A 26,931-nucleotide genomic window follows, 5' to 3' on the forward strand; every position below is an offset into this window, starting at 1 on the left:
CAAGAACGCCACCACCTCCTGCATCTTAGGACGGCAACAGCCAATCTCGTTGATCTGTCTCAATCGAGGCCAACTTGATTTTTCCTTGACTTTCATCCGTGCGCTACCGCGCTTTGCACAGTCTTGTAAGTCGGAAATTGTCCCCAAGGCTGTTATGCTAGCGCACGCTATGCTTGACCACCAGAAAGCTTGCATTTCAATTAAAATTGATTTTTTCGCGACAGCCTTATACGGACATGATGAATACCAAGACCCCGATCGATTCCTTCAGCTTTCGCCGCATCCTCGCCCGCAATGTCACCTTGCCGCTGGTCATCGGGGTCATCACGGCCCTCGTGTTTGTCGGCCTCATCGCTTACCTGCTCTCGGCCCTGCGTTCGGTCGAGCATTCCGAACGGGTGATCGGCAATGCAAATGAAGTCATGAAGTTGTCGGTCGACCTGGAAACGGGCATGCGCGGCTACCTGCTGACGGGCGACGAAACGTTTTTGGCGCCATATAAATCGGGCAAGGCGAAGATCTCCGTCGAAATGACCACCCTGCTGGAACTGGTATCCGACAGTCCCATCCAGGTGGACCGCTTGCGCCGCATCCGCGCGCTGCAAGGCCAGTGGCTCGATTACGCCGAAGGCGTGATCGCCCAGCGCCGCAGCAACCAGGAATTCCTCGCGCGCGTGCGCCAGGGTGAAGGCAAGCTGGAATTTGACGAAATCCGCCGCGAATTCCTCACTTTCCTGTCCATGGAACAGCGGCTGCGCCAGGAAAGGGCCGATACGGCCGAAAGCCGCACCATGCTGGCTGTGGTTGTATTCCTCGTCCTCAGCCTGGGATTGTCGGGCCTGCTGGCCTATCTGGGACGGCGCGAACTGCTGCGCCTGTCCGATATCTACAACGATGCGCTCGAACAGCGCAGCAAGGACAACGACGTGCTGCAGGAGCAAGCCTGGCTGCGCACGGGGCAGACGGAACTGGCGGCGCATACGAGCGGCCAGCTGGGCCTGCCGCAGCTGGGACGCCATGTGCTGGACTTCCTGGCCCACCGCCTCGACGTAGCCGTCGCCACCCTGTACGTCGTCGACGAGGATGGCAGCCTGCGCCGCACGGCCGTGTACGGTTTCAACGACCAGGGCGTGAAGGACAAGCAAGTCTTCAAGCTGGGCGAAGGCCTGGTGGGCGAGACGGCGCGCGAAAAACGCCTCAAGCATATACGGCAAGTGCCCGACGATTACCTGACCGTAACGTCGAGCCTGGGCCGCGGCACGCCGCTGGAACTGGTCTTGACGCCAGTCAACAATGAAGGCGCCGTCAACGGCGTCATCGAACTGGGCTTTACGCATCCCGTCAGTGCCCGCGCCAAGGAATGGCTGAACCTGATTGCCGCGAATGTCGGCACCTCGCTGGAAGCGGCCCTGTACCGCCAGCGCCTGCAAAATGTGCTGGAAGAAACGCAGCAACTGAATGAAGAACTGGAAGTGCAGCAGGAAGAACTGCGCACGGCCAATGAAGAGCTGGGCGAGCAGTCGCGCGTGCTGGAACAGTCGCAAGCCCACCTGGAAGAGCAAAAGGCGGCGCTGGAGCAGTCGAACGAGCAGCTGGCCGTGCAGGCGCTGTCGCTGGACCAGAAAAACATGGCCATCGGCGAGGCGCATGCCCAGCTGGAAGCCCGCGCCGAAGAACTGCAGCGGGCCAGCCGCTACAAGTCCGAATTCCTCGCGAACATGTCGCATGAGCTGCGCACGCCGCTGAACAGCTCGCTCATCCTGTCGAAACTGCTGTCGGACAATACCAGCGGCAACCTGACGCCGGAGCAAGTGACGTTTGCGCAAACCATTTATTCGGCCGGCAACGACTTACTCACCCTTATCAACGATATCCTCGACATTTCCAAGGTCGAGGCGGGCAAGCTGGAATTGACGCCGGAAGCCGTGCCCTTCGACGAGCTGCTCAGCAGCATGAGGATGCTGTTCGGTGCCCAGGCGCAGCAAAAGAAACTGGTATTTGACATCAAGGTGGCGCCGGACGCCCCGCCGTCATTCGTCAGCGACCGCCAGCGCCTCGAGCAAATCCTGAAAAACCTGCTGTCGAACGCCATCAAGTTCACCGATGCGGGCACGGTATCCCTGCACGTGAACACCGGTGCAGCCGGCCAGGTGCGCTTCCAGGTGCAGGATACGGGCATCGGCATCGCCGACGACCAGCAGCACAAGATTTTCGACGCCTTCCACCAGGCCGACGGCACCACCAGCCGCCGCTATGGCGGCACGGGCCTGGGCCTGTCGATTTCGCGCGACCTGGCAGCCTTGCTGGGCGGCAGCATCGAACTGGCCAGCACGCCAGGCCAGGGCAGCACGTTTACCCTCGTGCTGCCGGCCGCCATGCCGGAACATGCGGTGGAAGCGGCGGCCGTACCCACGGCCGCGCCGCAAGCACCCGCCGCGGCCGCCGCGCCCAAGGCGGCGCCCGCCGCCAAGCCCGTGCCGCTGCCCACCTTCCAGGATGACAGGAATAGCGTGCCGGCTGCCAAGACCGGCCAGCGTTCCGTGCTGGTGATCGAGGATGAGCCGTCGTTTGCCGGCATCCTGTTCGACCTCGCGCATGAAATGCAATACCGCTGCCTGGTGGCGCATGGCGCCGACGAAGGCTTGCGCCTGGCGGAAGAATTCCTGCCCGACGCCATCCTGCTCGACATGGGCTTGCCGGACCGTCCGGGCTTGCTGGTCTTGCAGCAGCTGAAGGAAAACCCGCTGACGCGCCACATTCCCGTGCACATCGTCTCCGGCAACGACCAGATCCAGGAAGCCATGCAGCTGGGCGCCATCGGCTACGCCACCAAGCCGCGCACGCGCGAGCAGTTGAAGGAAGTGTTCCGCAAGCTCGAATCGAAATTCACGCAAAAAATGAAGCGCATCCTGCTGGTCGAGGACGACGAACGCCAGCGTGAAAGCGTGGTGCACCTGATCAGCGACGACGACGTGGAAATCACGGCCGTGGCCCTGGGCGAGCACGCGCTGGAATTGCTGAAAACGCAGATTTTCGACTGCATGATCATCGACTTGAAGCTGCCCGATATCCAGGGCAACGAATTGCTCGAACGCATGGAACATGAAGAGCTGTGCTCGTTCCCGCCCGTCATCGTCTACACGGGCCGCAACCTGAGCCGCGAAGAAGAAGCGGACCTGATGAAGTATTCGCGTTCCATCATCATCAAGGGCGCCCGCTCGCCCGAGCGCCTGCTCGACGAAGTCACCCTCTTCCTGCACAAGGTGGAGTCCGAACTGTCGAGCGAGCGCCAGGGCATGCTGCAGCAGGTGCGCAGCCGCGAACGTGTGTTTGAAGGGCGCAAGATTTTGCTGGTGGACGATGACGTGCGCAATATCTTCGCCCTGACGAATGCGCTGGAACAGAAAGGCGTGGTGGTGGAAATCGGCCGCAACGGCTTCGAAGCCATCAGCAAGCTCAACAGCGTGGACGATATCGACCTCGTGTTGATGGATGTCATGATGCCGGGCATGGATGGCCTGGAGGCGACGCGCTTGATACGCGCCGACGGCCGCTACAACAAGCTGCCCATCATCGCGATTACCGCCAAGGCCATGAAGAATGACCAGGAAGAATGCCTGCAGGCGGGCGCCTCCGATTACCTGGCCAAACCGATCGACCTGGACCGCCTGTATTCACTGCTGCGCGTATGGATGCCGAAGATGGAACGCATCTGATGCAACATCGCCTGCGCCACCGGCCTCTGCTGCGCCATCGATTGGAGCATCACTGATGTCGCTGCGTTACACGGATGCGCAACTGCAGGCGCTGATGGAAGCGATCTATCAGCGCTACAGCTATGATTTTCGCGACTACTCGCTGCCCTCGCAGCGGCGCCGCCTGAATCAGGCGCTCGAACGCTTCCATTGCGCCGACTTGCCCAGTTTGCAACAGCTGGTGCTCGGCGATGCGGCCGCCTTTGGCAAGCTGCTGCAGATTTTGACTGTACCGGTCACGCAAATGTTCCGCGACCCGGCGTTTTTTCTCGCCTTGCGCGAACAGGTGGTGCCCGTGCTGAAAACCTACCCGTCGCCGACGATCTGGGTGGCTGGCTGCTGCACGGGCGAAGAGGCGCTGTCGCTGGCCATCGTGCTGCACGAGGAAGGCTTGCTTGAACGCAGCACGATTTACGCCACCGACATCAATCCGCAAGCGCTGGCCACGGCCGCGCGCGGCGTATATCCGCTGCACCGGCTCGATGAATATGGCGCCAACTACCTGGCCGCCGGCGGCCTGGGCCAGCTGGCCGACTATTACACGGTCGAGCATGTCACTGCGCGTTTTCAGCAGCACCTGCTTGACAGGATCAACTTTGCCGACCACAGCCTGTCCACGGACAGTGTTTTTATTGAAACGCAATTGATTTGCTGCCGTAACGTGCTGATTTACTTCAACAAAACCTTGCAGGAACGGGCCCTGGGCCTGTTCCACGACTCGCTGTGCCACCGGGGTTTCCTGGGCCTGGGCAGCAAGGAAAGCACGCATTTCACCCGCTTTGCCGCCGACTTCGAGCCATTGCCGGGTCCCGAAAAGCTCTACCGCAAGCGTGCGCCGTCGCACGCTGCTTCCCACTACGCTGGACGGCAAAGCCATGCCAGGAATGAAACATGATGAATGAAACAAGCACCAAACTGCTGATCGTCGACGATTTGCCGGAAAACTTGCGCGCGCTCAATGCGCTGATCCGCGAGAGCGACCGCAGCGTCTACCAGGCATCCTCGGGCGAAGAAGCGCTGGCCCTGCTGCTGGAGCATGATTTCGCGCTGGCCATCCTCGACGTGCAAATGCCGGAAATGGATGGTTTTGAGCTGGCGCAATTGATGCGCGGCACGGAAAAAACGCGCCACATTCCCATCGTCTTCGTCACGGCGGCCGGCAAGGAAATGAATTTTGCCTTCCAGGGCTATGAAAGCGGCGCCGTCGATTTCCTGCACAAGCCACTCGACATCAATGCCGTGCAAAGCAAGGTCAATGTGTTCGTTGCCCTGCACCAGCAGCGCAGCGAAACGCGGCGCCAGGTGCAGGCGCTCGAGCACAGCCGCCAGCAGCAGGAAGCGCTGCTGAAGGAATTGCGCGCCACGCAGGCGGAACTGCAGCGTTCGCTGCGCCTGCGCGACGAATTCATGTCCATGGTGGCGCACGAACTGCGCACCCCATTAAATACGTTATTCCTCGAGACGCAGATGCGCACCGTCAACCTGGAACGGGGCAACCTGGCCGCCTTCGAACCGGAAAAGCTGGGCAAGATGGTGGCGCGCGACGGGCGGCAAATCCGCAGCATGGTGCGCCTGATCGACGACATGCTCGACGTCTCGCGCATCACCAGCGGCAAGCTGTCGATCCGCCGCGAAGCCGTCGACCTGACCAGCCTCGTGCGCCGGGTGGCTGACGACCTGGCGCCGTATGCGGCCACGACGGGCAGCGTGCTGGAAGTGCTGGCCTTCGAACCCATCCAGGGTTTCTGGGATGCCTTCCGCGTCGAGCAAATTGTTGTCAACCTGATCAGCAATGCCGTGCGCTACGGCCAGGGCCAGCCTGTGGAAATCAGCCTGGCGCACACGCAGAACAGCGCCGTCATCGAAGTGCGCGACCATGGCATCGGCATCAACGCGCGCGACCAGGAACGCATTTTCGACGCCTTCGAACGCGTCATCCACCAGGACCGCACTGGCGGCCTGGGCCTGGGCCTGTTCATCACCAAGCAACTGGTCGATTCGCACGGCGGCGCCATCACCCTGCAAAGCCAGCCCGGCAATGGCGCCCTGTTCAGCGTCACCCTGCCGCTGGCCGGAAGCTGAGGCCCGCATGACCACCTCCCCTGCCACCAGCAGCCAGGCCGGCGCCAGCGGCGTCGCCTTTTTGCTGCAACTGGAGCGCCGGCTGCGCCTGCTGCAAGACACGGGCGAGATCCTTTCCCTGTCGGCGCAGCTGCTGGGGCAGCGCCTGGGCGCCCAGCAAGTGGCCTGTTTCGATATCGACCAGGCACTGCAGTGCCCCACCCTCCAGCATGCGTGGAGCGATGGCCTGGCGCCGGGCGCCGCCGGCGAGTATTTCCTCGGCGATTACGCGGCAGGCCTGGCCGAGGCGCTCGGCGCGGGCCAGGCGCTGGCCGTGAGCGATGTGGCAAGCGACCCGCGCACGGCCATGCCGGCCGCACTGGCCACGTTTGCGCGCCTGGGCATCCGTGCCTTCCTGAACATTCCCATTGCCAAGGATGGCCAGCTGGCTGCCCTGTTCGTCGTGCACAGCCGCACGGCGCGCCTGTGGCATGCGGACGAAATCGAACTGGCCGTGCAAGTGTCGGAACGGGTCTGGTCGACCATTTTGCGGGCCCAGGCGGAAGCGCGGCTGCGCACCCTCAGTGCCAGCATGGAAACGCAGGTGGCCGAACGCACGCGCGAGTTCGGCCGCACCTGGAACGTCAGCCCCGATTTGCTGGGCGTGCTCAACCTTGACGGCTATTTCGAACATTCGAACCCCGCCTGGCAAGCCACCCTGGGCTGGTCGGCAGAGGAAATCCGCACGACGAAGTTCCTGGAACTGATCCATCCCGAAGACTTGCCGCGCACGCATGCGGCCTGGGAGGCGGCCAACCAGGGCCAGCCTGCCTTGCGCTTCGAAAACCGCTACCGCCACAAGCTGGGCGGCTGGCACTGGCTGTCGTGGGTGGCCGTGCCCGAGGGCGACAAGGTGTATTGCAGCGCGCGCGACATCACGGTGGAAAAGAAGCTGGAAGCGGACCTGGCCGCGCGCAACAGCGAGCGCGAACGGCTATGGCGCAGCGCGCAAGACCTGATGGTGGCCATCGATGCCGAAGGCTGCTTCGCCGCCGTCAACCCGGCTGCCGGCGCCATCCTGGGCTGGCTGCCCGAGGAAATGCTGGGCCGCAGCATCTTCGATTTCGTGCTGCCCGAGGACGCCGCCGCCACGCGCCAGGCCTTGCTGCAGGTCGGCAAGGAATCCATGCCCAGCTTTGAAAACCGCTACCGGCACCGCGATGGCGGCCACCGCTGGCTGTCGTGGGTGGCGGCGCCCGAAGGCGACCTGGTGTTTGCCACGGGGCGCCATGTCACCCTGGAAAAAGAGGCGCAAAACACCTTGCACAGCATGCAGGAATCGTTGCGCCACAGCGAAATGGCCCTGCTGCAATCGCAAAAACTCGAAGCGCTGGGCAAGCTGACGGGCGGCGTGGCCCATGATTTCAATAACGTCCTGCAAATTATCTCCGGCAACCTGCAGTTGCTGCAGCTGGGCCTGGACGACGACCCGCTGGCCGCCAAGCGCATCGCCAGCGCCTCGGCCGCCGTGGAACGGGGTGCCAAGCTGTCGGCCCAGTTGCTGGCCTTTGCGCGGCGCCAGCCATTGAAACCGCTGGTGACGGACCTGGCGCAACTGCTGCGCGCAACGGAAGAGCTGCTGCGGCGCGCCACCGGTGAAACCATCGAAACGCGCTTGCAGCTGGCCGACAATTGCTGGCGCGCCCTGGTCGACCCGCACCAGCTGGAAAACGTTATCCTCAACCTGGCCATCAATGCGCGCGACGCCATGGATGGCCAGGGCCAGCTGACCATCGAACTGAGCAACTGCGTGCTGGGCAACGACTACGCGGCCCGCCATGCGGACGTGACGCCCGGCGACTACGTGCAGCTGGCCGTCTCGGATACGGGCACGGGCATTCCCGCGGAACTGCTGGACAAGATTTTCGAACCATTCTTCACGACAAAAAAGGAAGGCGAAGGCACGGGACTGGGCCTGTCCATGGCCTACGGCTTCCTGCGCCAGAGCGGCGGCCACCTGACGGTGGACAGTTTACCGGGCCATGGCAGCACCTTCCGCATCTATCTGCCGCGTTCGCTTGAAGCGGAAACGGAACTGCCGCTGCAACTGGGCGGCCCCGTGCTGGGCGGCAAGGAAACCATCCTTGTCGTGGAAGACGATGTGCAAGTGCAGACGACGGTGGTGGACATGCTGCGCGGCCTCGGCTATGTCGTGCTGCGCGCCAGCGATGGCGAAAGCGCGCTGGCCATCATCGGCAGCGGCGTCCCCATCGACTTGCTGTTTACGGACGTGGTGATGCCGGGCAAGGTGGCCAGCACGGCACTGGCGCGCCAGGCCCGCGTGCTGCTGCCGCAGCTGGCCGTGCTGTTTACCTCGGGTTACACGCAGGACGCCATGATGCAGGGAGGCCGGCTGGAACCGGGCGTCGAATTGTTGAGTAAACCCTACCGGCGCGAAGACCTGGCGCGGCGCATCCGCCACTTGCTGGCCAATGGCCGCCACGTGACGGCCCTGCACCAGTACCGCGCGCAGCTGGCGCCGCAGTCTCCCACGCCCGCGCAATCGGAGGCGCGACATATCCTATTGGTGGAAGACAATGCGGACGCGCGCGCCATGACGGGCGAGCTGCTGGACATGCTGGGACACACGGTGCTGGCCGTGGGCACGGCCGAGGAAGCCTTGCCCCTGCTGGGCACGCCGGGACTGGAGCTGTTGCTGACCGATATCAGCCTGCCGCAGATGTCGGGCGTCGAGCTGGCCGAGGTTGCGGCGCGCGACCATCCGCAGCTGGAAGTGGTGTTTTCCACCGGCCATGCGCCAGCCAATTCCGGCGTGCTGGACCCGCAGGCGCGCTTCCTGGTGAAACCATTTACCATGGAACAATTGCAGCAAGCCTTGCTGCCGCCGGACTAACCGTCTAGTAAACGTCGAGCCGGCGCGCCTTCAGTGCGCCGGCCAGCTCTTCCAAGCCAAACGGTTTGCGCAGGAAGCGCGCGCTGGCGTCCTGCATCAGGCTGGCGCCCCAATCATGCCCGGAAGCAAATACCACTTCCAGCTGCGGCCAGTGCGCGCGCGCATGGCGCGCCAGTTCCAGGCCCGACATGGTGGGCAGGCTGATGTCCGTCACCAGCACGTCCAGGCCCGGCAAGGCCAGCAGGGGCAAGGCTTCCTCCGCGCTGGACACGCCGTGCACGGTGTGGCCCAGCATATTGAGCATTTCCGTCGTCATTTCGCGTGCATCGTCATTATCTTCCACCAGCAGGATGCGCCGCCCGGACGGGTCGGGCGCACCCACCAGGCGGCGGTCGGCCAGCAAATGGCGGATGCGCCGCGCCAGGTCTTCGCGCTGGTAGGGCTTGCTCAACAGCTCCACGCCCGGGTCCAGCCGCCCGCCCTGCATGATGGCATTGTGCGTGTAACCCGAGGTAAACAAGATGGCCAGCTCCGGCAGCAGCAATTTGGCCTGCTGCGCCAGCTCCTTGCTGCTGACGGGGCCCGGCATAACCACGTCCGTAAACAGCAGGTCGATGGCCACGCCCGTGCCCAGCAGGGCCAGCGCCGAGGCGCCATCGTCCGCATGCAGCACGTCGTAGCCGAGGCCGCGCAGCATGTCGACCACGGTATGCTGCACAGGAGCATCGTCTTCCACCACGAGGATGGTCTCGCTGCCGCCCAGAATGGGGCCCGTCAGGCCAGGTGGCGGCTCGGCCAGCGTTTCCAGCGAACGGGGCAGGTAAATCTTGAACGTCGTGCCGGCGCCCGGCGCGCTGTGCACCTTGATGTGGCCCGCGCTCTGGCGGATGAAGCCGTAGGCCATGGACAGGCCCAGGCCCGTGCCCTCGCCTTCACGCTTGGTGGTGAAGAAAGGCTCGAATATCTGGTCGATCACGTCGCGCGCCATGCCATGGCCCGTGTCGGTGATGGTCAGCAGCACGTATTGCCCCTCCAGCACGTCCGCATGCCGGCTGGCGTAGGCGGCATCGAGCGTGACATTGCTCAAGGTAAAAGTCAGGCGTCCGCCCTTCTGCATCGCGTCGCGCGCGTTGATGGCCATGTTCAGCAGCACGTTTTCCATCTGGTTCGGGTCAACCAGGGTATGCCACAAGCCTTCGCTGATGAAGGTTTCCTCGGTAATCGCCTCGCCCAGGGCGCGGCGGATCAGCTCATGCATGCGGCGCAGCAAACGCCCCAGGTCCGTCACCAGCGGCCGCAAAGGTTGACGCCGCGCAAAGGCCAGCAATTGCGACGACAGCTTGGCGCCCCGCTCGACAGCTGAGGCAGCCGAAGCGAGGCGCCTGGCCGCCTGCGGATTGTCGGCCACCGTCAGTTTCAGCAACTGCAAATTGCCCGAGATAATTTGCAGGACGTTGTTGAAATCGTGGGCCACGCCGCCCGTCAGCTTGCCGATCGATTCCAGCTTTTGCGCCTGCAATAAGGCTTGCTCGCTGCGCACCAGCGCCAGCCGCGCCTCTTTTTCATCGGTGACGTCGCGGCCGATGGCGTGGATCAGCTTTTGCGCTGGCACGGCCGTCCAGGAAATCCAGCGGTAGCCGCCATCGCGGCGCCGGTAGCGATTTTCCATGCGCAAGGTGGGCGCGCCATGGGCCAGGCGCGACAAGTCCTTCAAGGCGGCCATGCGGTCGTCGGGATGCACAAGGCTGATGAAATCCATGCCCAGCGACTCGATTTCCGGCCGGTCCAGGATCTGGCTCCAGGCGGGATTGACGGCGATGATCATGCCGGCCAGGTCCGCCACCAGCATGATGTCGGTCGACAGCCGCCACATGCGGTCGCGGTCGGCAGTGCGGTTGGCCATTTCCACTTCCAGCGAGGAATTCAGGTAAGCCATCTTTTCCAGCACGTTCTTCTGTTCCTGCACGTCCGTATTCGTGCCTACCCAGCGCAGCACCGTGCCCGCCTCGTCGAACAGCGGCAAGGCGCGCGCCAGGAACCAGCGATAGGCGCCGTCGCTGGCGCGGCGCATGCGGAACTCGTGTTCATAGGCGCTGGCTGTAGCGACGGCCCGGTCCCAGCTCTGCTGGGTGGACAGCATGTCGTCCGGATGCACGCAATGGCGAAAACCGCTGGTGACCAGCGACTTCAGCGATTGCCCCGTGTAGTCGCAGACCTGCTCGTTGACCCAGTAGGTGGCGCCGCTGCCATGCGCCAGCCAGGCCTGGTTCGGCATGGTGGAGGCGAGCGAACGGAACTGCGCTTCGCTGTCGAGCAAGGCATTGCGCGCCTGCCAGTGCTCGTCGATATCCTCGCACGAGCCATACCATTTCACGGGCTGGCCGCGCTCGTCCTGCCGGCAATACGCGCGCGAATGCATCCAGCGGTACTGGCCGTCCTGCCGGCGCACGCGCATTTCCTGGTCGAAAGGTTGGCCACTGCCCACCGCTTCGCTCCAGGCCGCCAAGGAATAGGGCACGTCCTCGGGGTGGATGGCGTCCAGCCAGCTGGTGCCCAGGCCGCTGCCGCCCGTCCATTCGCGCCAGCGCTGCGCCACATAATCGAGCTTGCCGTCGACGTCGGCCGTCCACAGCACTTGCGTGTTCAGTTCGATGGCGTAATGGAAGTGTTCGCGGCTGTCGTGCAGCGCCTGTTCCAGCTGGCCCCGTTCGATGACATGCGCGGCCACGCGCGCGGCCAGCGCCAGCAATTCGATCTCGGGTTGCGTGGGATGGCATGGCGCCTGGAAAAACAGGCCCAGCACGCCCAGGATGTGCCCCTTGGCGCCAAACACGGGGGCGACCCAGCAGGCGCGGTAGCCGTGCAGCATGGCTTCCTTGCGTCCCGCGCTCCAGTTCACGTCGCGCGTGATGTCGCCGCAATACACGGGCGCGCCGGAAAAGGCGGCCGTGCCGAACGGGGATGGCTGGTCGCCGCCGTGGCGCAAGGCCAGGCACAGGTCTGGTGGCAGGCTGGGCGCGGACAAGCCGCAAAAGCGGTCGGCTTCGTCGATGAGCACCAGGCAGGCATGCGCGCCGCCGTCGGCCAGGTCTTGCAGCGCCTGCAACAAATGCTCCAATGCATGGGCCAGGTTGGCGCCTGCCGCGATGCTGCCCAGCGCAGTATGCTCGGCGTCCAGCAAGGAAAGAATGTTGTTTGCGTGCACCGTGTCGATAAGGGGAAAACTGATGCCCGAAATATACCATGGGGCACCCCTCTTGCAGGAGGAAAACAGCGCACCGCTTGATCTCTGCACCCACGCGGCCCTATGCTAAAGTATTGCTCTCTTCTCAAGCGAATCCCAGCATGCCTACCTCCTTGCCGTCCTCCCTGATTGCCACCGCCCTGCTCGCCTCCGCCCACGGCGCCGTCGCCGCCCCCATGAGCCTGGACGACTACCTGGCCCTGAACGGCCCTCCGCGCACAGCGCAGATCGCCTATGGCCCCGCGCCGTCGCAATACGCGCAGCTGTTCCGGCCCGACGGCAGCGGACCATTCCCCGTCGTCGTGCTCGTGCATGGCGGCTGCTGGACGGTGGCCTTCGGCGGCATCAAGCAGATGCGCAACGTGGCCGGCGCCCTCGTCGCGCAAGGCATCGCCGTATGGAATGTGGAATACCGGCGCGTGGACGAGCCGGGCGGCGGCTATCCGGGCACCTACGAAGACATGCACGCGGCGCTCGACAGCCTGCAGCAGCACGCGCCCCGGTACCAGCTGGACGTGAACCGCATCGTCGCCATGGGCCACTCGGCCGGCGGCCAGCTGGTGCAGTGGATCGCCGGACGGGAAAAGCTGCCCAAGACCAGCCCCCTGTACCGCGACAAGTTCCTGCCAGTGAAAAACATCGTCAGCCTGGGCGGCCTGGCCGACCTGCGCCATGAAAAGGACTTGATCAAGACCAGCTGCGAGCGCGACATCGCCCAGCTGGCAGGCAGCGCCAGCACCGAGCGCCCCGACATCTACAGCGACACCAACGCAGCCGACCTGATGCCCAACGGCAGCCGCACCGTCCTGATCACAGGCGAGCTCGATACCATCTCCCCACCCCGCGTCGCGCAAGACTATGCGGCCAAGGCCCGGCTGGCCGGCGACCATGCGGAAGTGCTGATTTTGCCCGGCGCCAGTCATTATGACGAGATTGCGGCGACGTCGAATGCCTGGGGGATGATATTGCCGGTGATTCGGGGAATGTTGGGGATGGAGGCGGAATGAAGCGCGTTCGCCCCCGACACCACTTACTCAACAATGAACACACAATAGGCGGAAATACACGACTTACCTCTGCATTGTTTCTGCGCCAGTAGGGAGTATATTTAATATATATCCTAAGAAAACCATATCTAGATGAGCATTTTTAGAAAATTTTTACAGGAAAGAACTTATGAGAATTCGTAACGAATTATTGACTAGTGCCAGCTCAATTGCCGCCCAACTAAAAAAAATGGAAGAAAATAGCGCATTGAGAAACATCACTCATTCTTTAAATGTGACAAATTCGCTATCAGAACAGATGAGGAACTTCGACTCAAGCAGTCGATTGAGAGAACTGACACGCTCGTTGACCGCAGCGAACCTCGTTTATGAGCAATTTAGAAGCGTTAATATAGAAAAACAGTGGGCGGAAATGGTCCGTTCAGTAACCACAACAATCACTCTATCTGAGCAACTAAAAAAAATTGATATACATAGCCAGTGGAAAGAAATGGCAAATTCATTTTCTACATCAATTGCCCTATTGCAACAATTAAAAAATGTTGATGTAGGTCGGCAATGGCGGGAAATGACACAATCTTTCAATGCAAGCAGCGCGATCTCAGATCAATTAAGAAATATTAGCGAAAATGATTCATGGAGAAAACTTTTCGATACAGTTTCTATAGGGAGTTCATATAGCAAATATTTAAAAGATTTTAGCAACACAACATCTTTACAAAAATTGGCAATTTCTGTTGGCTCCAGTAACCAATTTACAAGTTCGCTAGAGCGACTGCGTAGTTCTGAATATTTTGATTTGCTACTCGATAATTTTGAAGAGGAAAAATCAGAAACAAGAAAAATAGAAAACACAGAGATTAATTCACTAGACAGTAAAAATATTGACACTTTACTTCGGGAAATTGGAGCTGCAGAAACATCACAGGAATTCTCAAAATTACTAAAAAAAACCCCAGGAATATTTAAATTCTTCCTAATTTTCATTTTTATGAATTTAATTTTTCCAATTCTACCTGGTGTAACTAGCGGCATAATGGGAAATTTACTAACTCCCTATGTCACCTTGCATCTCAACAATGCAAAAGATGCATCGCAGCGAGAAAAAATAAAAATCATTAAGAAAATATCTTTCCCGGAGTTGGCTATAGAGCTAAAAGATTATAGATTTATAACAAAAAAAGTTCTCTTAATTAGAGAAACTCCTAGCTCAACATCTGCGATTGTTGGTCATTTAAAATTTGGGCAAGTCATTGGTGTGTTATCTAAAGATCGAGATTGGACGAAGGTGATATACGAATATGGGGATGGCACTACAATTACAGGCTGGGTGTTTACCCGATATACAGAAAAATTCAGAAGCTGATTCGAGTCAAATATCTACTTTCACATGTTCTTAAAAGTCGAGTTGATTAGTACACATCTTCACCTGTAAATATCTAAACAACCCAAGTCCCCAACCCGGGCTCCCCGGGCCCAGCGGGCCTGAAAAATGGCCAGGGCAAGGCGCGCGGGCGAAGACAGTACGCATGTACGGCGAGCCCAAGCAACGCAGCCATGGTCATTTTCTCAGGCCCGCGACTCAGGCCCGCTGTTCTTAAATATTACTGAACACGCGCCAGATACTGTGCCAGTTGGGCGAAGGTCGCCTTAAACCCCTCCTTCATCGACTCAAACCCCTGCTTGAAAGTCTCATGCTGCTCATCCGTGGCCTTGTGCGGCGTGGACCGCAAGGTCATCGTCGTCTTGCCATTCTCTTCGGTGAGGGTCATGGTATTGAACGATTCCAAAGGCCAGGTGGCACTGACCGGATGCTGCACGGCATTGCCCTGCTTGTCGGCAAACGACAGGATCGACACGATGCGTTCAGGCGCTTCAATGGACTGGTAAGTGAACTTGCCCCACATCTCATAGCCATTGTCGGCGCGCATGCCGTAGTGGAAGACTCCGCCCGGTTTGAGATCCAGCGCCAGCACGCTCAATTCGAAGCCGACGGGACCCCACCATTGGGCCAGGCGCTCCGGCTCCACCCACGATTGAAACACCAGTTCGCGCGGCGCGTCGAAAGTTTGCGTGATGACAAAGTCGCTGCTGTCGCGGTGCTGTCCGTCCTGCTTCTGTTCTGCGGTGGTCATGGCGCTCTCCTGAGGATGATGGTCTGGCACTAATGTACCAGCGGCGCAGATAAACGGGAAGGCCTGTACGCCTGCCAAACGCGCATGCTAGAATATTAGTTAGATACCTAACTATTAGACGACTCACCTTATGACTTCTATCGAAGAGCGCTTTTCCGCCGCCCTCCACAAGACGGCGCGCGGCTGGCGCCATGCCATCGACCGGCGCCTGAAAGACCTGGACCTGGGGCAAGCGAGCTGGATGTGCATCGCCATGATCGCCAAGTCGCCGCAGCCGCCGTCGCAAAGCGAGCTGGCCCATCAACTGGGCGTGGAAAACCCCACCATGGTGTCGATGCTGGACCGGCTCGTGAAATCGGGCTTCGTGCAGCGCCAGCCATCGGAAACGGACCGCCGCGTGAAACTCGTCGTGCTGACCGAGGCGGGCCTGCAGGTGTATGACACCGTGCGCAAGGAAGCGGATGGCTTCCGCAAGGAACTGCTGCAGGGAATTGATCCCGATCAACTGCGGGCCGCCACCGAACTGCTGGAAGCCTTGCAGGCGGCCACGGAGAAATCCGCATGAGTTCGGCCACAGCCGGCGCCGCACCGGCGCTGCCCGCTTCACAAGACCCCAGCCTGAACCGGCGCATGATCACAATTTCGATCATGCTCGCCACCATCATCCAGGCGCTCGACGGCACCATCGCCAACGTCGCCCTGCCCCACATGCAAGGCAGCCTGTCCGCCTCGCAAGACCAGATCACCTGGGTACTCACCTCCTTCATCGTTGCCGCCGCCATCGCCACGCCCCTGACGGGCTGGCTGTGCGACCGTTTCGGCCAGAAAAACACCTTTCTCGTTTCCGTGGCCGGCTTCACGCTCGCTTCCGTGCTGTGCGGCTTGTCCGCCACCCTGTCCGAGATCGTCGCGGCCCGTTTGCTGCAAGGCGTATTTGGCGCGGCGCTGGTGCCGCTGTCGCAGGCGGTGCTGCTCGACATCAATCCGCGCGAAAAGCACGGCTCGGCAATGGCCATCTGGGGCATGGGCGTGATGATCGGCCCCATCCTGGGACCGACCTTGGGCGGCTGGCTGACGGACAGCTACAGCTGGCGCTGGGTCTTCTTCATCAATATCCCCATCGGCGCCATGGCCTTCTACGGCATCTGGCGCTACATCCGCAAGGACCCGCCGAACCGCCGCATGAACTTTGACATGTTCGGCTTTGCCACCCTGAGCCTGTCGATCGGCGCGCTGCAGATGCTGCTGGACCGGGGCGAGCAGAACGACTGGTTTTCTTCCACGGAAACATGGATCGAAGCCATCGTGCTGGCCATGAGCTTGTGCTACTTTATCGCCCATACGGCCTTGCGCCCGGCCGGCAAGTCCTTCCTCGACTACCGCCTGTTGAAGAACTCGAACTATGTGAGCGGCTTGCTGTTCATCTTCATCGTCGGCATGGTGCTGTTCGCTACCCGCGCGCTGACGCCGTCGATGCTGCAAGGCTTGATGAACTACCCGGCGGCGATCGCCGGCCTCGTCACTGCCCCCAGCGGGCTGGGCACGATGCTGGCCATGCTGATCGTCGGCAAACTGACGGGCCGGATCGACACGCGCATCCTACTGGGCGTGGGCTTTTCCATCACCGCGTTCTCGCTGTGGCAAATGGCCAATTTCACCCTGGATCTGGTGCCGAAGACCGTCGTGTGGAATGGCATCATCCAGGGTATCGGCCTGGGCCTCGTCTTCGTGCCGCTGAGCGCGGCCACGTTTGCCACCCTGTCGCCGCAGATGCGGGCGGAGGGCACGGCCATTTACAGCCTGGTGCGTAATATCGGCAGCAGCATCGGCATCGCCCTCGTGCAGACCTTGTTGGTGCGCAATACGCAGATCGCCCATGCGTCCTTGACGGAACACATCAATATCGCCAACCCGGCCCTGCATGACCCTGCCATTGCCAGCGTCTACAACTTGGGGACAGCTTCCGGCATGGCGGCGCTGAATGGCGAAATCACGCGGCAGGCGTCGATGATCGCCTACCTCGGCGACTTCTGGCTGATGATGTGGCTGACCATCCTCGTGCTGCCGCTCTTGCTCCTGATCAAACCCCCGAAGAAGAACGCGCCCGTCGTGGTCGACCACGCGGCCATGGAATAACCCTTATGCATACACCTATGAAACTCTCCCTGCGCATATTGGCGCTCAGTTTGGCCCTGGCCGGCTGCGCCAGCATCCCGCCCGACACGCAGCAGTTGCCGCAGCAAGACCTGGCCACGATACAGCTGGCGGCCGACATCCACCTGGCCAGCGAAGGCTGGCCAGCCGCGCAATGGTGGCGCCAGTTCCAGGACGAGCAGCTGGACCAGCTGATTGAAAGCGCCCTGTCCAGCAGCCCGAACCTGGACGTGGCGAATACCCGCATCGGCTCGGCCCTGTCTGCGTTTGACGCGCAGCATGCGCAGCGCGGCCCCAGGATCGACCTGGGCGCAAATGCCAGCCGCCAGCGCTATTCCGCCAACGGCCTGATGCCCGCCCCCATCGGCGGCAATTACTACAACGAGCTGACCGTGGGCATGCAAGCCCATTACGACCTCGACTGGTGGGGCAAGCACAAGGCGCAGATCGCGGCCAGCCTGGGCGAAGTCAACGCCCGCCGTGCCGAATACGCGATGGCGGAACAGATGCTGGCCGCCGAGATCGCCCGCCACTACTTCAGCATGCAAAATGGCTGGGCCCGCATGGATAACCTGCATGCGCTGGTCAAACTGCAGCAGCAACTGGTGCTGGACAAGGAAAAGCGCATCGCCAACGGCCTCGGTGTCAGCGACGACCATTTGTCGGCGCAAACGCGTTTGAGCTTGCTGCAGCAGCAGATCGCGCTGCTGGAAACGCAGGTCGTCACGGAACGGGAAGCCTTGCGCGCGCTGTTGGGAACATCCTTGGGTGCGGATGCCTCGGCCCTGACCAGCCTGCAGCCGAAAGAAGCACAGGCGCTGCCGCACGCCCTGCCCGGCAAGCTGGGCATGGAATTGCTGGCGCGCCGGCCCGACTTGCAGGCGGCGCGCTGGCGGGTGCAGGCAGCCATGAGCAATATCGAAGCGGCGCAGGCGTCGTTCTACCCCGATATCGACTTGAGCGCCTCGTTTGGCCTGGATGCGATAACACTGGGCAAGCTGCTGCAGTCCGGCAGCCGCACCCTGTTCATCGGCCCGGCACTGTCCTTGCCGCTGTTCGACAGCGGCCGCCTGCAGGCGCAGCTCGGCGGCGCGCGCAGCCAGCGCAATGAACTGATCGCCGACTACAACCAGAGCGTCTTCAATGTCGTGCGCGACGTGGCACAGGCCGGCGCCAGGGTGCAAGGCGTGGAAAACCAGCTGCGCCTGCAGCAGGAAAACCTGCGCGCCAGCGAAGCGCAGTTGCGCAATGCGAATGCGCGACTCAAGCAAGGTCTGGCCGACCGCGCCACCCAGCTGAATGCGGAAATGACCGTGCGCGGCCAGGTCGACCTGGGCATGCAGCTGCAAAACCAGCGCCAGAACGCGGAAATCAACCTGACCGTGGCCCTGGGCGGCGGCTACCGGGGCGGCAGCGACTTTTCCGCCAACGCCACGGCCAAACAATAACCATCGATTACGGAACACACCATGAGCAGCGATACCACAGCAACGACCACTCCAACCGAACAGCCGGGCAAACGCAAGGCCGTCCTCATCGCCATCACGACCGCCTTCCTCGTCGCTGGCGCGGCCTGGGCCGTTTATTATCAATTGGTGCTGGCCAAGGAAGAAGTCACGGACAACGCCTATGTGGGGGGCAACCTCGTCACCCTGTCCGCGCAAGTGACGGGCAATGTCGATGCCATCCGCGCCGACGAGACGCAAATGGTCAAGGCGGGCGCGCCCCTGATCACCCTGAACGCCATCGATGCGGAGCTGGCCCTGAGCCAGGCCGAGGCACGGCTGGGCAACGTCGTGCGCCAGGAGCGCGAGCGCTATGCCAATGTAGCACAATACGACGCCGTCATCGGGCAGCGCCGCTTGGCGCTGGCCACGGCACAGGGTAACCTGGCGCGCCGCGCGCCGCTGGCGGCGGACCAGACGATTTCCGGCGAAGACCTGGCCCATGCGAAACAGGCCGTCGACGACGCGAAAGCGGCCTTGACAGTGGCCCAGCGCCAGGCCGAATCCGCCAAATCGGGCGTGGCCGGCGTGAACCTGGCCAGCCATCCGGCCGTCCTGTCGGCCCGGAGCGACGTGCTGCAGGCGTGGCTGGCCGTGCGCCGCAATGCCGTGGTCGCGCCCGTCTCGGGCTACGTCGCCAAGCGCAGCGTACAGCTGGGCACGCACGTGACGCCGGGCACGCCCCTGATGTCCATCGTGCCACTGGACCAGTTATGGGTCGATGCGAACTTCAAGGAATCCGAACTGCGCAATATCCGCGTGGGCCAGGCGGCCACCATCGAAACGGACTTATATGGCAGCAAGGTGGTCTACCACGGCAAGGTACTGGGCATGTCGGCGGGCACGGGCAGCGCGTTTTCCCTGTTGCCGGCGCAAAACGCCACGGGCAACTGGATCAAGGTGGTACAGCGCGTGCCCGTGCGCGTCACGCTCGATGCCAGGGAACTGGCCGCCCACCCGCTGCGCATCGGCCTGTCGACCACGGTGACGGTCGATACCAGCCATGGCGAAGGCGCGACGTTGGACCAGCCGATGGTGGCGTCCACCGTCTACACGACCAAGGCGCTGGAACAGCCCGTGGACGAGGCGGAGAAGATGGCCGATGCGATCATTGCGCAGAATCTTCTGAATTGATGCGTAGGTCGGGTTAGCGCAACGCGCGTAAGCCGACACCACCAACGGCCTTGGCCAACAATGTTGTCGGATTACGCGGGGCTTTGCCCCGCTAATCCGGCCTACTTGGCTTTGCCCGCCGCCGCCACCTGGTCGAGTATATGCTTGGGCACGGCCGCATAGTGCTTGAATTCCATCGTGTAGGTGGCGCGGCCCTGGGTCAGCGACCGCAAGGTGGTGGAATAGCCGAACATTTCCGCCAGCGGCACCAGGGCCTTGACGATGCGACCCGCGCCGCCAGGGATGTCGTCGACGCCCTGCACCATGCCGCGGCGGGCCGTCAGGTCGCCCATGACGTTGCCCATGAATTCTTCCGGCGTTTCCGCCTCCACCTGCATCATCGGTTCCAGCAGCACGGGCGACGCTTTGCGCATGCCATCCTTGAAGGCGATGGAGCCAGCCATGCGAAACGCGTTTTCGTTCGAATCGACGTCGTGGTAGGAGCCGAACGTCAACGTGGCCTTGACGTCGACGACCGGGTAGCCGGCCAGCACGCCCGACTTGAGGGTTTCGGCGATGCCCTTGTCGACGGCGGGGATGAATTCGCGCGGCACCACGCCGCCCTTGATGGCGTCGACAAACTGGTAGCCGGTGCCTGGCGGCAAGGGTTCCAGTTTCAGCACCACGTGGCCGTACTGGCCCCGTCCGCCCGATTGCTTGACGAACTTGCCTTCCACGTCTTCCACCGCGCGCGTGATGGTTTCCCGGTACGCCACCTGTGGCTTGCCGACATTGGCTTCCACGCCGAATTCGCGGCGCATGCGGTCGACCAGGATTTCCAGGTGCAATTCGCCCATGCCCGACATGATGGTCTGGCCCGACTCTTCATCCGTATGGACCCTGAACGACGGATCTTCCTGCGCCAGGCGGTTCAGGGCGATGCCCATCTTTTCCTGGTCCGGCTTGGTCTTGGGTTCGACCGCCTGGGAAATCACCGGTTCCGGGAAGATCATCTTTTCCAGCACGATGATGTGATCGATGGCGCACAGGGTATCGCCCGTGGTGACGGCTTTCAGGCCAACGGCGGCGGCGATGTCGCCCGCATACACTTCCTTGATTTCCTTGCGCTCGTTCGCATGCATCTGCAGGATGCGCCCCAGCCGTTCGCGCGCGCTCTTGGTGGGGTTGTAGACCATGTCGCCCGAATTCACCACGCCCGAATACACGCGGAAGAAGGTCAGCTGCCCCACGAACGGGTCCGTCATGATCTTGAAGGCCAGGGCAGAAAAATGCTCGTCGTCCGTCGGATGGCGCTCCACCTCGTTGTCGTGCTCGTCATGGCCCATGATGGGCGGCACTTCCATCGGTGACGGCAGGTATTCGATGACGGCATCGAGCATCGCCTGCACGCCCTTGTTCTTGAAGGCGCTGCCGCACAGCATGGGCACGATCTCGTTGCGGATGGTCCGCGCGCGCAAGGCTTGCTTGAGCTCGGCTTCCGTAAACGTGTCGCCATTCAGGTAGCGCTCCGTCATCTCCAGCGTGGCTTCGGCCGCGTTCTCGACCATGTGGTCATGCCACTCCTGCGCCTGCGCCTGTAGTTCCGCGGGAATCTCGCCATAGCTGAACTGCACGCCCTGGCTGGCGTCGTCCCAGGTGATGGCGCGCATTTTCAGCAGGTCGATCACGCCCGTGAAATGGTCTTCGGCGCCGATCGGCAGCTGGATGGGCACGGCCACGCCCTTCAGGCGCTCGGCGATCTGCTTGCGCACGCGCAAAAAGTCCGCGCCCACCCGGTCCATCTTGTTGATGAAGGCGATGCGCGGCACATGGTATTTATTCGCTTGCCGCCAGACGGTTTCCGATTGCGGCTGCACGCCGCCGACAGCATCGTAGACCATCACGGCGCCGTCGAGCACGCGCATCGAGCGCTCGACTTCAATCGTGAAGTCCACGTGGCCCGGCGTATCGATGATATTGATCCGGTGTTCGGGGAAATTGCCTGCCATGCCTTTCCAGAAGGCCGTGGTGGCGGCCGAGGTGATGGTGATGCCCCGTTCCTGTTCCTGCTCCATCCAGTCCATGGTGGCGGCACCGTTATGCACTTCGCCGATCTTGTGATTGACCCCCGTATAAAACAGGATGCGCTCGGTGGTGGTGGTCTTGCCGGCGTCGATATGGGCGCTGATGCCGATGTTGCGGTAGCGCTCGATAGGTGTTTTGCGGGTCATCACAATCTCCATGGCTAGCCCCGGCATCACTGGGTTTGCGCCGGTTTTCCAGTGTAGCAGACATCGATTTGGGCGGCACGGCAGCATACCGTTTACCAAGCGCACAACACCAGCAGGCCCGCGCACGTCTGCGACGCGGAGGCTAATTGCGGATTCGGCTATACTTCCCAGACATTAATTTTTGAACTTTAATTCAACAAAGATTAATAAAAATCAATACGCATGGCATCCTGCCATGCAAGGCGACGCCGCCGGCATGCAGCCCAGGTGCGCACCGAACGACATGCCCTACTCAGCTTATGACTATCCAACTAAGAAAAATAATCCTTTCCTCCCTGCTGGCATCGCCGGCGCTGGCCATGGCCGGCGAACTGGAACAGCAAATGCAGCGTTGCGCCGTCCTCGGTGACGCCAGTGCCCGCCTGGGCTGCTTCGACACCCTGGCCAAGGCGGCGGAAAAGGCCACCATCGCGGCCGGCGGCGATCCCGTCACCGCGGCAGTGACCCTGGCTGCCGCTGCCGAGGTCGCACCCCTCACGCCAGTCAGTCCGCCGGGCGTGGCCACGCCGGACGCCGTCAACGCCGCCATTCCCGCCATCGCGCAGGCTGGCGCGGCGCCACCGGAAGCGCCGATTTCGCGCACGCAGCAATCGTGGGAACTGAACGAAGCGTCCAAGCGCGGCCTGTTCAACTTCCGCCCGCACCGCGATACCTATCTCCTGCTGGCCAATTACAGCGACGCTTCGAACGACGAACCGTTCCAGGATTTCACGCCGGCCGGCATCAAGAGCCAGCATGTGGAATTGACATTCCAGCTCAGCTTCAAGATGAAGCTGCTGGAAGACATCGCCGGCACGCCCATCGACATGTGGTTCGGCTACACGCAGCAAAGTTTCTGGCAGGCGTATAACCGCAAGGCATCGAGCCCCTTCCGCGAAACCAATTACCAGCCTGAGCTGATGCTGATCTTGCCGATCAACAAGAATTTCGCCGGCGTGGAATTCAATTACCTGAACTTCGGCCTCGTGCACCAGTCCAACGGACAGACGTCGACCCTGTCGCGCAGCTGGAACCGCGTGTATGCCGAGCTGGGCATGGAGAAGGACAACCTGGCCGTCACGACGCGCGTCTGGCACCGCCTCGACAATGGCAAGACCGACAATGACAATATCGACATCACCGATTACATGGGGCATGGCGACTTGCGCGTCAGCTACCGCAACAAGGGCCACGAGTACGCCGTGACGGCCCGCCGCAATTTCAGCAAGAAGCATGGCTCCATGCAGGCCAGCTGGGCCTTCCCATTGAAGGCCAACCTGAAAGGCTATCTGCAACTGTTCTCCGGCTATGGCCAGAGCTTGATCGACTACAACTATTCGCAGAAATCGATCGGCGCCGGTTTCATGGTCGACCTGTAAGCCAGGCAGTACCGCAAACAAAAATGGCGCCAATGGCGCCATTTTTTATGGGAAATATCGGGTTTATCGCCGGCCGCCGCCCAGCACGCGCGCCGGCAGCATGACGATGGCGCGCAGCAATTCGAACACGCCTTCCACGCCGATGCCGATCAGGCGGAATGGCAGCAACAGCAGCCAGGCCAGCGGATACAGCACGAGGGCCAGCAAGGCCAGGGGCCAGCACACCAGCAAGAGCAGCAGCCACAGCACGAATCCCAGCATCGCGTTCCCCCTAGAATGAAATGTGCGGAGCAAGCCGTGCTTGCCCCGCTACCGTGACAGCACTATATGAAAGCGCCGCGACGGCGGCAACGGCCATGCGATGAACTGCGCGCTGCGGGGATGAACGGTGCAAAAACGGGAATGAACGGGGACTTACTGGCCGACGCAAATCACTTTCGTGATGTATTCATGCGCGTTCGGCTTCTTGCTGGTGGCCCATTTGATGGCCTGGTTGGCATCTTCGATGGTCATGACGGTGGCCTTGTCCTTCGACTTGATGAAGGACACGCCTTCAAACACGCCTTCCTTGCTGCGCATTACCTTGGCAAACACGGGCGGCCTGGTCTCGCCATCGCTGATTTTGTTCTGTTGCACGAGGTAACGCTGATCGATCTGTTCCATGATAGTAAAGCTGTCCAGTGGGTAAAAGACGAAATATACCCTGAATGGACAAACGCCGCAGGATGAAATCGCTGCGGCGTTGCCTGGGAATTAACGATGCTTATGCATACACGGCGTTCTGCGTAGCGGGCTGAAGATTCACGTCGTAGATCACCTGGGCGCGGATCGACGCTTCCAGCGAGGGAATCGAGCCGCCGGCGCGGTACTGGAAGCTCACTTGCAGCACGTCGCCCGCCTTCACGGCCACCGGCGTGGCCAGCGGCAAGCACATGTAATGGTTCAGCCAGTCGATGGTGGTCGAGCGCTCGGGCACCACGGCCAGGATGTTCTTGGTGACGAAACGCAAGGCGTTCAGGGTGCCGCTGCGCTCGACGACAAACTTGCCGTCAAAGCCGAACACGCTGTCCGTCGGCTGGCTGAAGTCGATGATACTGTAGACGGAAGGCGGCGCCAGCTCCTGCACGCCAGGATGAATGGCCGTGGTTTCCTGGAATTGCACGATGGGCGCGTAAAAACCCTCGAAATCGTATTCCTGCTGCATCGGCTGCACGGCCATGATGACGGCTTCGGGCAGGAAGATGGGCAGCGGACCGCCAAAGCGGGCCAGGTAGCGGCGCTTGAACGATTCGATCACTTCCACCTGCTTTTCGCGCAGCATGCCGACATGGATCATTTCGCAGATGACCACATCAACGGGCTCGGGCGGCAGGTATTCGAAGGCGTCCGCGTGGACGACCTCGACTTTTTCACCGTTGGGATTGAGCGCCAGCATCTTGCGCGCTTCCTTGACCATGTCCGGATTGAACTCCACGCACCACACCTTGTCGGCGCGCGCGGCCGCAAACCACGACAGCACGCCCGTGCCGCCGCCCAGCTCCAGCACCTTCATGCCGGGTTTTACCGCGTAATCGATCGCCGACTTGAACCCGTGCATGCGGTTCTGGTCCATCAACATATTGTGGTGGTAATGGACGGGGATAAATTGCCCCAGGTAACAACTCTCGATTTCTCGTTCATTCAGCATGTCTGTCCTCTTGGAGTCTGGCTCCGATGGCCGATCGGTTTTGTCATTCCAGAAAGCAGTGATATCGCACGGGCTGCGCGAGGGGCGGCGACAATACAGCCGGCGCCTGACGGTGATGTGATGACCCATGCGACGTATCTCCTGATTAATGCGACACGATCATTATCGTTAATCGGCAGGGAGAACAAAGGGCTGAGGTGAGAGGCAATTCCATGCCAGTTTCAGCGCTGGCATGGAAAATATTGAAGTTAAAACATCACTTGCGGGCTGCGCGCGCCTTCTGTGCCGCTTCGATGATGGCGACCACGCCGGGCTTGTCGCCCGCCTGGGCAAACTGCACGGCCGTCCAGCCATGGCCGCTTTTCAGGCTGGCGTCCGCGCCCCAGGACACCAGCAGCTTGACGGCGCCCTCCTGTCCTTCGCGGGCGGCAAACATCAGCGGCGTGACGTTGGCGGGCGCAAGCGCATCGACCACGGCGTCGCGGTCGAGCAATATCTTCATGATGGGCAGGTCGCCTGCCGAGGCCGCATAGTGGAGCGCCGTCCAGCCGCTCTGGTTGACCTTGGCGCCCTTGGCCAGCAAGGCGTTCACGGCGTCCTGCTTGTGCTTGTAGGCGGCCATCATCAGCGCCGTGTTGCCATTGGCCGAACGGGCTTCGATGTCGATGCCGGGCGCGTCGAGCAGCACCTGGAACACCCGGTCCGCATCGTCGCGCAGGGCCAGCACGAGGGGAATGTCGCCCCGCTGCGCGTCAGGCTGGTTCGGATTCATGCCCTCCGCCAGCATGCTGCGCACGCCGCTGGCATTATTGACGGAGACGGCGCGGAAGAAAGCGTCCGGTTCCGGCGCCGCCTGGCTGGCGGTGGCGCAGCACAACAGCATCGCCAGGGCGAGTTTTTTCATCATGTCTGACCTTAAGAAGTTACGGCAACTGATTGAATAACTTGAAGAAATTATCCGTCGTCTGCTTCGCCACCTGGTCCAGCGGGATGCCTTTCAGGGTCGACAGGTATTCCGCCACGTGGGCCACATAGCCGGGCTCGTTCATGCGGCCACGGAACGGCACGGGCGCGAGATACGGCGAATCCGTCTCGATCAGGATGCGCTCGAGCGGCACTTCCAGCGCCACGGCCTGCAAATCCTTGGCGCTCTTGAACGTGACGATGCCGGAAAACGAAATGTAGAAACCCATGGCTATGGCGGCGCGCGCCACTTCCAAGGATTCCGTAAAGCAATGCATGACGCCAGCCACGCCGCCGTCGGACACGCCCGCGCCCTCTTCGCGCATGATGCGTATGGTGTCTTCACTGGCCGCTCTTGTGTGAATAATCAAGGGCTTGCGCGTGATTCTTGAAGCTTTGATGTGAGTGCGGAAACGCTCGCGCTGCCACTCCAGGTCGCCCGTCAGGCGGAAATAGTCGAGACCCGTCTCGCCGATGGCGATGATCTTCGGATGGTCGGCCAGGCGGACCAGGTCTTCCACGGACGGTTCAGGCGTGTCCTCGTAGTCGGGATGCACGCCGACGGAAGCAAAGATATGTGGATACTGCTCGGCCAGGGCCAGCACCTGTGGAAAGTCCGGCAAGTCGACGGACACGCACAAGGCGTGTGTCACCTTGTTCTCGGCCATCTTGGCGAGGATCTCGGGCATGCGAGCAGCCAACTCGGGGAAATTGATATGGCAATGGGAATCGATATACATAAGG

Annotated in this window: 19 protein-coding genes; 11 read left to right on the forward strand and 8 right to left on the reverse strand. The window is 61.5% G+C overall.

The features are described from left to right. The first annotated feature begins 239 nt into the window (after positions 1-239). Genes BLT98_RS01695 through BLT98_RS01710 form a run of 4 tightly spaced genes read left to right on the forward strand, consistent with a single transcriptional unit; the run spans position 240 to position 8,730 of the window. Positions 240-3,716 (forward strand): response regulator, encoded by a 3,477-nt coding sequence (locus BLT98_RS01695; RefSeq protein ID WP_092606759.1) that lies wholly within the window; start codon positions 240-242, stop codon positions 3,714-3,716. Between the two features lie 55 nt (positions 3,717-3,771). After that, positions 3,772-4,650: a CheR family methyltransferase gene (locus BLT98_RS01700; protein ID WP_092604966.1), complete on the forward strand. Its 879-nt coding sequence runs from the start codon at positions 3,772-3,774 to the stop codon at positions 4,648-4,650. Continuing rightward, positions 4,647-5,837: a hybrid sensor histidine kinase/response regulator gene (locus BLT98_RS01705; RefSeq protein ID WP_092604967.1), complete on the forward strand. Its 1,191-nt coding sequence runs from the start codon at positions 4,647-4,649 to the stop codon at positions 5,835-5,837. The genes BLT98_RS01700 and BLT98_RS01705 overlap by 4 nt, the downstream gene beginning before the upstream one ends. Positions 5,838-5,844: 7 nt before the next feature. Further along, on the forward strand, positions 5,845-8,730 hold the full coding sequence (locus tag BLT98_RS01710) for a hybrid sensor histidine kinase/response regulator (RefSeq protein ID WP_139178964.1): 2,886 nt from the start codon (positions 5,845-5,847) through the stop codon (positions 8,728-8,730). A gap of 4 nt (positions 8,731-8,734) precedes the next feature. Here BLT98_RS01710 and BLT98_RS01715 read toward each other — a convergent pair whose 3' ends face one another. Then, entirely contained in the window at positions 8,735-11,935 is a 3,201-nt protein-coding gene (locus BLT98_RS01715; protein WP_244517347.1) for a PAS domain-containing protein, read from the reverse strand. 140 nt (positions 11,936-12,075) lie between these two features. Between BLT98_RS01715 and BLT98_RS01720 the strand changes: the two genes are divergently transcribed. Both BLT98_RS01720 and BLT98_RS01725 read left to right on the forward strand, forming a co-directional pair. Beyond that, a complete protein-coding gene (locus BLT98_RS01720; RefSeq protein WP_092604970.1) occupies positions 12,076-12,981 on the forward strand; it encodes an alpha/beta hydrolase in 906 nt (301 codons plus the stop codon). A gap of 169 nt (positions 12,982-13,150) precedes the next feature. Further along, entirely contained in the window at positions 13,151-14,347 is a 1,197-nt protein-coding gene (locus BLT98_RS01725) for an SH3 domain-containing protein (RefSeq protein WP_092604971.1), read from the forward strand. 238 nt (positions 14,348-14,585) lie between these two features. Here the strand turns inward: BLT98_RS01725 and BLT98_RS01730 are convergent, their stop codons facing one another. Beyond that, positions 14,586-15,116, reverse strand: coding sequence for an SRPBCC family protein (locus BLT98_RS01730; protein WP_034784585.1), 531 nt, complete (start codon positions 15,114-15,116; stop codon positions 14,586-14,588). A gap of 130 nt (positions 15,117-15,246) precedes the next feature. Here BLT98_RS01730 and BLT98_RS01735 point away from each other — a divergent pair, with 130 nt between their 5' ends. Genes BLT98_RS01735 through BLT98_RS01750 form a run of 4 tightly spaced genes read left to right on the forward strand, consistent with a single transcriptional unit; the run spans position 15,247 to position 19,909 of the window. Beyond that, complete coding sequence (locus tag BLT98_RS01735) at positions 15,247-15,681, forward strand: MarR family winged helix-turn-helix transcriptional regulator (RefSeq protein ID WP_070279648.1); 435 nt, start codon at positions 15,247-15,249, stop codon at positions 15,679-15,681. Next, the gene (locus BLT98_RS01740) at positions 15,678-17,252 is read left to right on the forward strand and encodes a DHA2 family efflux MFS transporter permease subunit (protein WP_092604972.1); all 1,575 of its coding nucleotides are present in this window, start codon (positions 15,678-15,680) and stop codon (positions 17,250-17,252) included. The genes BLT98_RS01735 and BLT98_RS01740 overlap by 4 nt, the downstream gene beginning before the upstream one ends. Positions 17,253-17,269: 17 nt before the next feature. Beyond that, positions 17,270-18,718: an efflux transporter outer membrane subunit gene (locus tag BLT98_RS01745; protein ID WP_092604973.1), complete on the forward strand. Its 1,449-nt coding sequence runs from the start codon at positions 17,270-17,272 to the stop codon at positions 18,716-18,718. A 21-nt stretch (positions 18,719-18,739) separates the two neighbouring features. Further along, positions 18,740-19,909 (forward strand): HlyD/EmrA/EmrK family protein, encoded by a 1,170-nt coding sequence (locus tag BLT98_RS01750; protein ID WP_092604974.1) that lies wholly within the window; start codon positions 18,740-18,742, stop codon positions 19,907-19,909. Positions 19,910-20,010: 101 nt separating this feature from the next. Here the strand turns inward: BLT98_RS01750 and fusA are convergent, their stop codons facing one another. After that, a complete protein-coding gene (gene fusA / locus BLT98_RS01755; RefSeq protein ID WP_034784639.1) occupies positions 20,011-22,119 on the reverse strand; it encodes an elongation factor G in 2,109 nt (702 codons plus the stop codon). A gap of 299 nt (positions 22,120-22,418) precedes the next feature. Between fusA and BLT98_RS01760 the strand changes: the two genes are divergently transcribed. Continuing rightward, positions 22,419-23,537 (forward strand): phospholipase A, encoded by a 1,119-nt coding sequence (locus tag BLT98_RS01760; RefSeq protein WP_070253751.1) that lies wholly within the window; start codon positions 22,419-22,421, stop codon positions 23,535-23,537. 63 nt (positions 23,538-23,600) lie between these two features. Here BLT98_RS01760 and BLT98_RS01765 read toward each other — a convergent pair whose 3' ends face one another. From BLT98_RS01765 to BLT98_RS01785, 5 genes are all read right to left on the reverse strand, one after another. Continuing rightward, a complete protein-coding gene (locus BLT98_RS01765) occupies positions 23,601-23,798 on the reverse strand; it encodes a hypothetical protein (protein ID WP_034784591.1) in 198 nt (65 codons plus the stop codon). A 153-nt stretch (positions 23,799-23,951) separates the two neighbouring features. After that, positions 23,952-24,200, reverse strand: a complete 249-nt coding sequence (locus BLT98_RS01770; RefSeq protein WP_034784592.1) for a hypothetical protein — start codon at positions 24,198-24,200, stop codon at positions 23,952-23,954. A 100-nt stretch (positions 24,201-24,300) separates the two neighbouring features. Continuing rightward, positions 24,301-25,224 (reverse strand): class I SAM-dependent methyltransferase, encoded by a 924-nt coding sequence (locus BLT98_RS01775; protein ID WP_092604975.1) that lies wholly within the window; start codon positions 25,222-25,224, stop codon positions 24,301-24,303. A gap of 256 nt (positions 25,225-25,480) precedes the next feature. Continuing rightward, positions 25,481-26,131 carry an ankyrin repeat domain-containing protein gene (locus BLT98_RS01780; RefSeq protein WP_092604976.1) on the reverse strand — a complete coding sequence of 217 codons (651 nt, stop codon included), beginning with the start codon at positions 26,129-26,131 and terminating at the stop codon, positions 25,481-25,483. A gap of 16 nt (positions 26,132-26,147) precedes the next feature. After that, positions 26,148-26,927: a TatD family hydrolase gene (locus tag BLT98_RS01785; RefSeq protein WP_034784594.1), complete on the reverse strand. Its 780-nt coding sequence runs from the start codon at positions 26,925-26,927 to the stop codon at positions 26,148-26,150. Positions 26,928-26,931 lie beyond the last annotated feature (4 nt).

The sequence above is a fragment of the Janthinobacterium sp. YR213 genome (assembly GCF_900099875.1).
Classification (GTDB): domain Bacteria; phylum Pseudomonadota; class Gammaproteobacteria; order Burkholderiales; family Burkholderiaceae_D; genus Janthinobacterium; species Janthinobacterium lividum.

Excerpts from the sequence above, each read along its gene's own strand:
- BLT98_RS01695 (WP_092606759.1), top strand. The coding sequence starts at position 240 with ATGAATACCAAGACCCCGATCGATTCCTTCAGCTTTCGCCGCATCCTC.
- BLT98_RS01700 (WP_092604966.1), top strand. The coding sequence starts at position 3,772 with ATGTCGCTGCGTTACACGGATGCGCAACTGCAGGCGCTGATGGAAGCG.
- BLT98_RS01705 (WP_092604967.1), top strand. The coding sequence starts at position 4,647 with ATGATGAATGAAACAAGCACCAAACTGCTGATCGTCGACGATTTGCCG.
- BLT98_RS01710 (WP_139178964.1), top strand. The coding sequence starts at position 5,845 with ATGACCACCTCCCCTGCCACCAGCAGCCAGGCCGGCGCCAGCGGCGTC.
- BLT98_RS01720 (WP_092604970.1), top strand. The coding sequence starts at position 12,076 with ATGCCTACCTCCTTGCCGTCCTCCCTGATTGCCACCGCCCTGCTCGCC.
- BLT98_RS01725 (WP_092604971.1), top strand. The coding sequence starts at position 13,151 with ATGAGAATTCGTAACGAATTATTGACTAGTGCCAGCTCAATTGCCGCC.
- BLT98_RS01730 (WP_034784585.1), bottom strand. The coding sequence starts at position 15,116 with ATGACCACCGCAGAACAGAAGCAGGACGGACAGCACCGCGACAGCAGC.
- BLT98_RS01735 (WP_070279648.1), top strand. The coding sequence starts at position 15,247 with ATGACTTCTATCGAAGAGCGCTTTTCCGCCGCCCTCCACAAGACGGCG.
- BLT98_RS01740 (WP_092604972.1), top strand. The coding sequence starts at position 15,678 with ATGAGTTCGGCCACAGCCGGCGCCGCACCGGCGCTGCCCGCTTCACAA.
- BLT98_RS01745 (WP_092604973.1), top strand. The coding sequence starts at position 17,270 with ATGAAACTCTCCCTGCGCATATTGGCGCTCAGTTTGGCCCTGGCCGGC.
- BLT98_RS01750 (WP_092604974.1), top strand. The coding sequence starts at position 18,740 with ATGAGCAGCGATACCACAGCAACGACCACTCCAACCGAACAGCCGGGC.
- fusA (WP_034784639.1), bottom strand. The coding sequence starts at position 22,119 with ATGACCCGCAAAACACCTATCGAGCGCTACCGCAACATCGGCATCAGC.
- BLT98_RS01760 (WP_070253751.1), top strand. The coding sequence starts at position 22,419 with ATGACTATCCAACTAAGAAAAATAATCCTTTCCTCCCTGCTGGCATCG.
- BLT98_RS01765 (WP_034784591.1), bottom strand. The coding sequence starts at position 23,798 with ATGCTGGGATTCGTGCTGTGGCTGCTGCTCTTGCTGGTGTGCTGGCCC.
- BLT98_RS01770 (WP_034784592.1), bottom strand. The coding sequence starts at position 24,200 with ATGGAACAGATCGATCAGCGTTACCTCGTGCAACAGAACAAAATCAGC.
- BLT98_RS01775 (WP_092604975.1), bottom strand. The coding sequence starts at position 25,224 with ATGCTGAATGAACGAGAAATCGAGAGTTGTTACCTGGGGCAATTTATC.
- BLT98_RS01780 (WP_092604976.1), bottom strand. The coding sequence starts at position 26,131 with ATGATGAAAAAACTCGCCCTGGCGATGCTGTTGTGCTGCGCCACCGCC.
- BLT98_RS01785 (WP_034784594.1), bottom strand. The coding sequence starts at position 26,927 with ATGTATATCGATTCCCATTGCCATATCAATTTCCCCGAGTTGGCTGCT.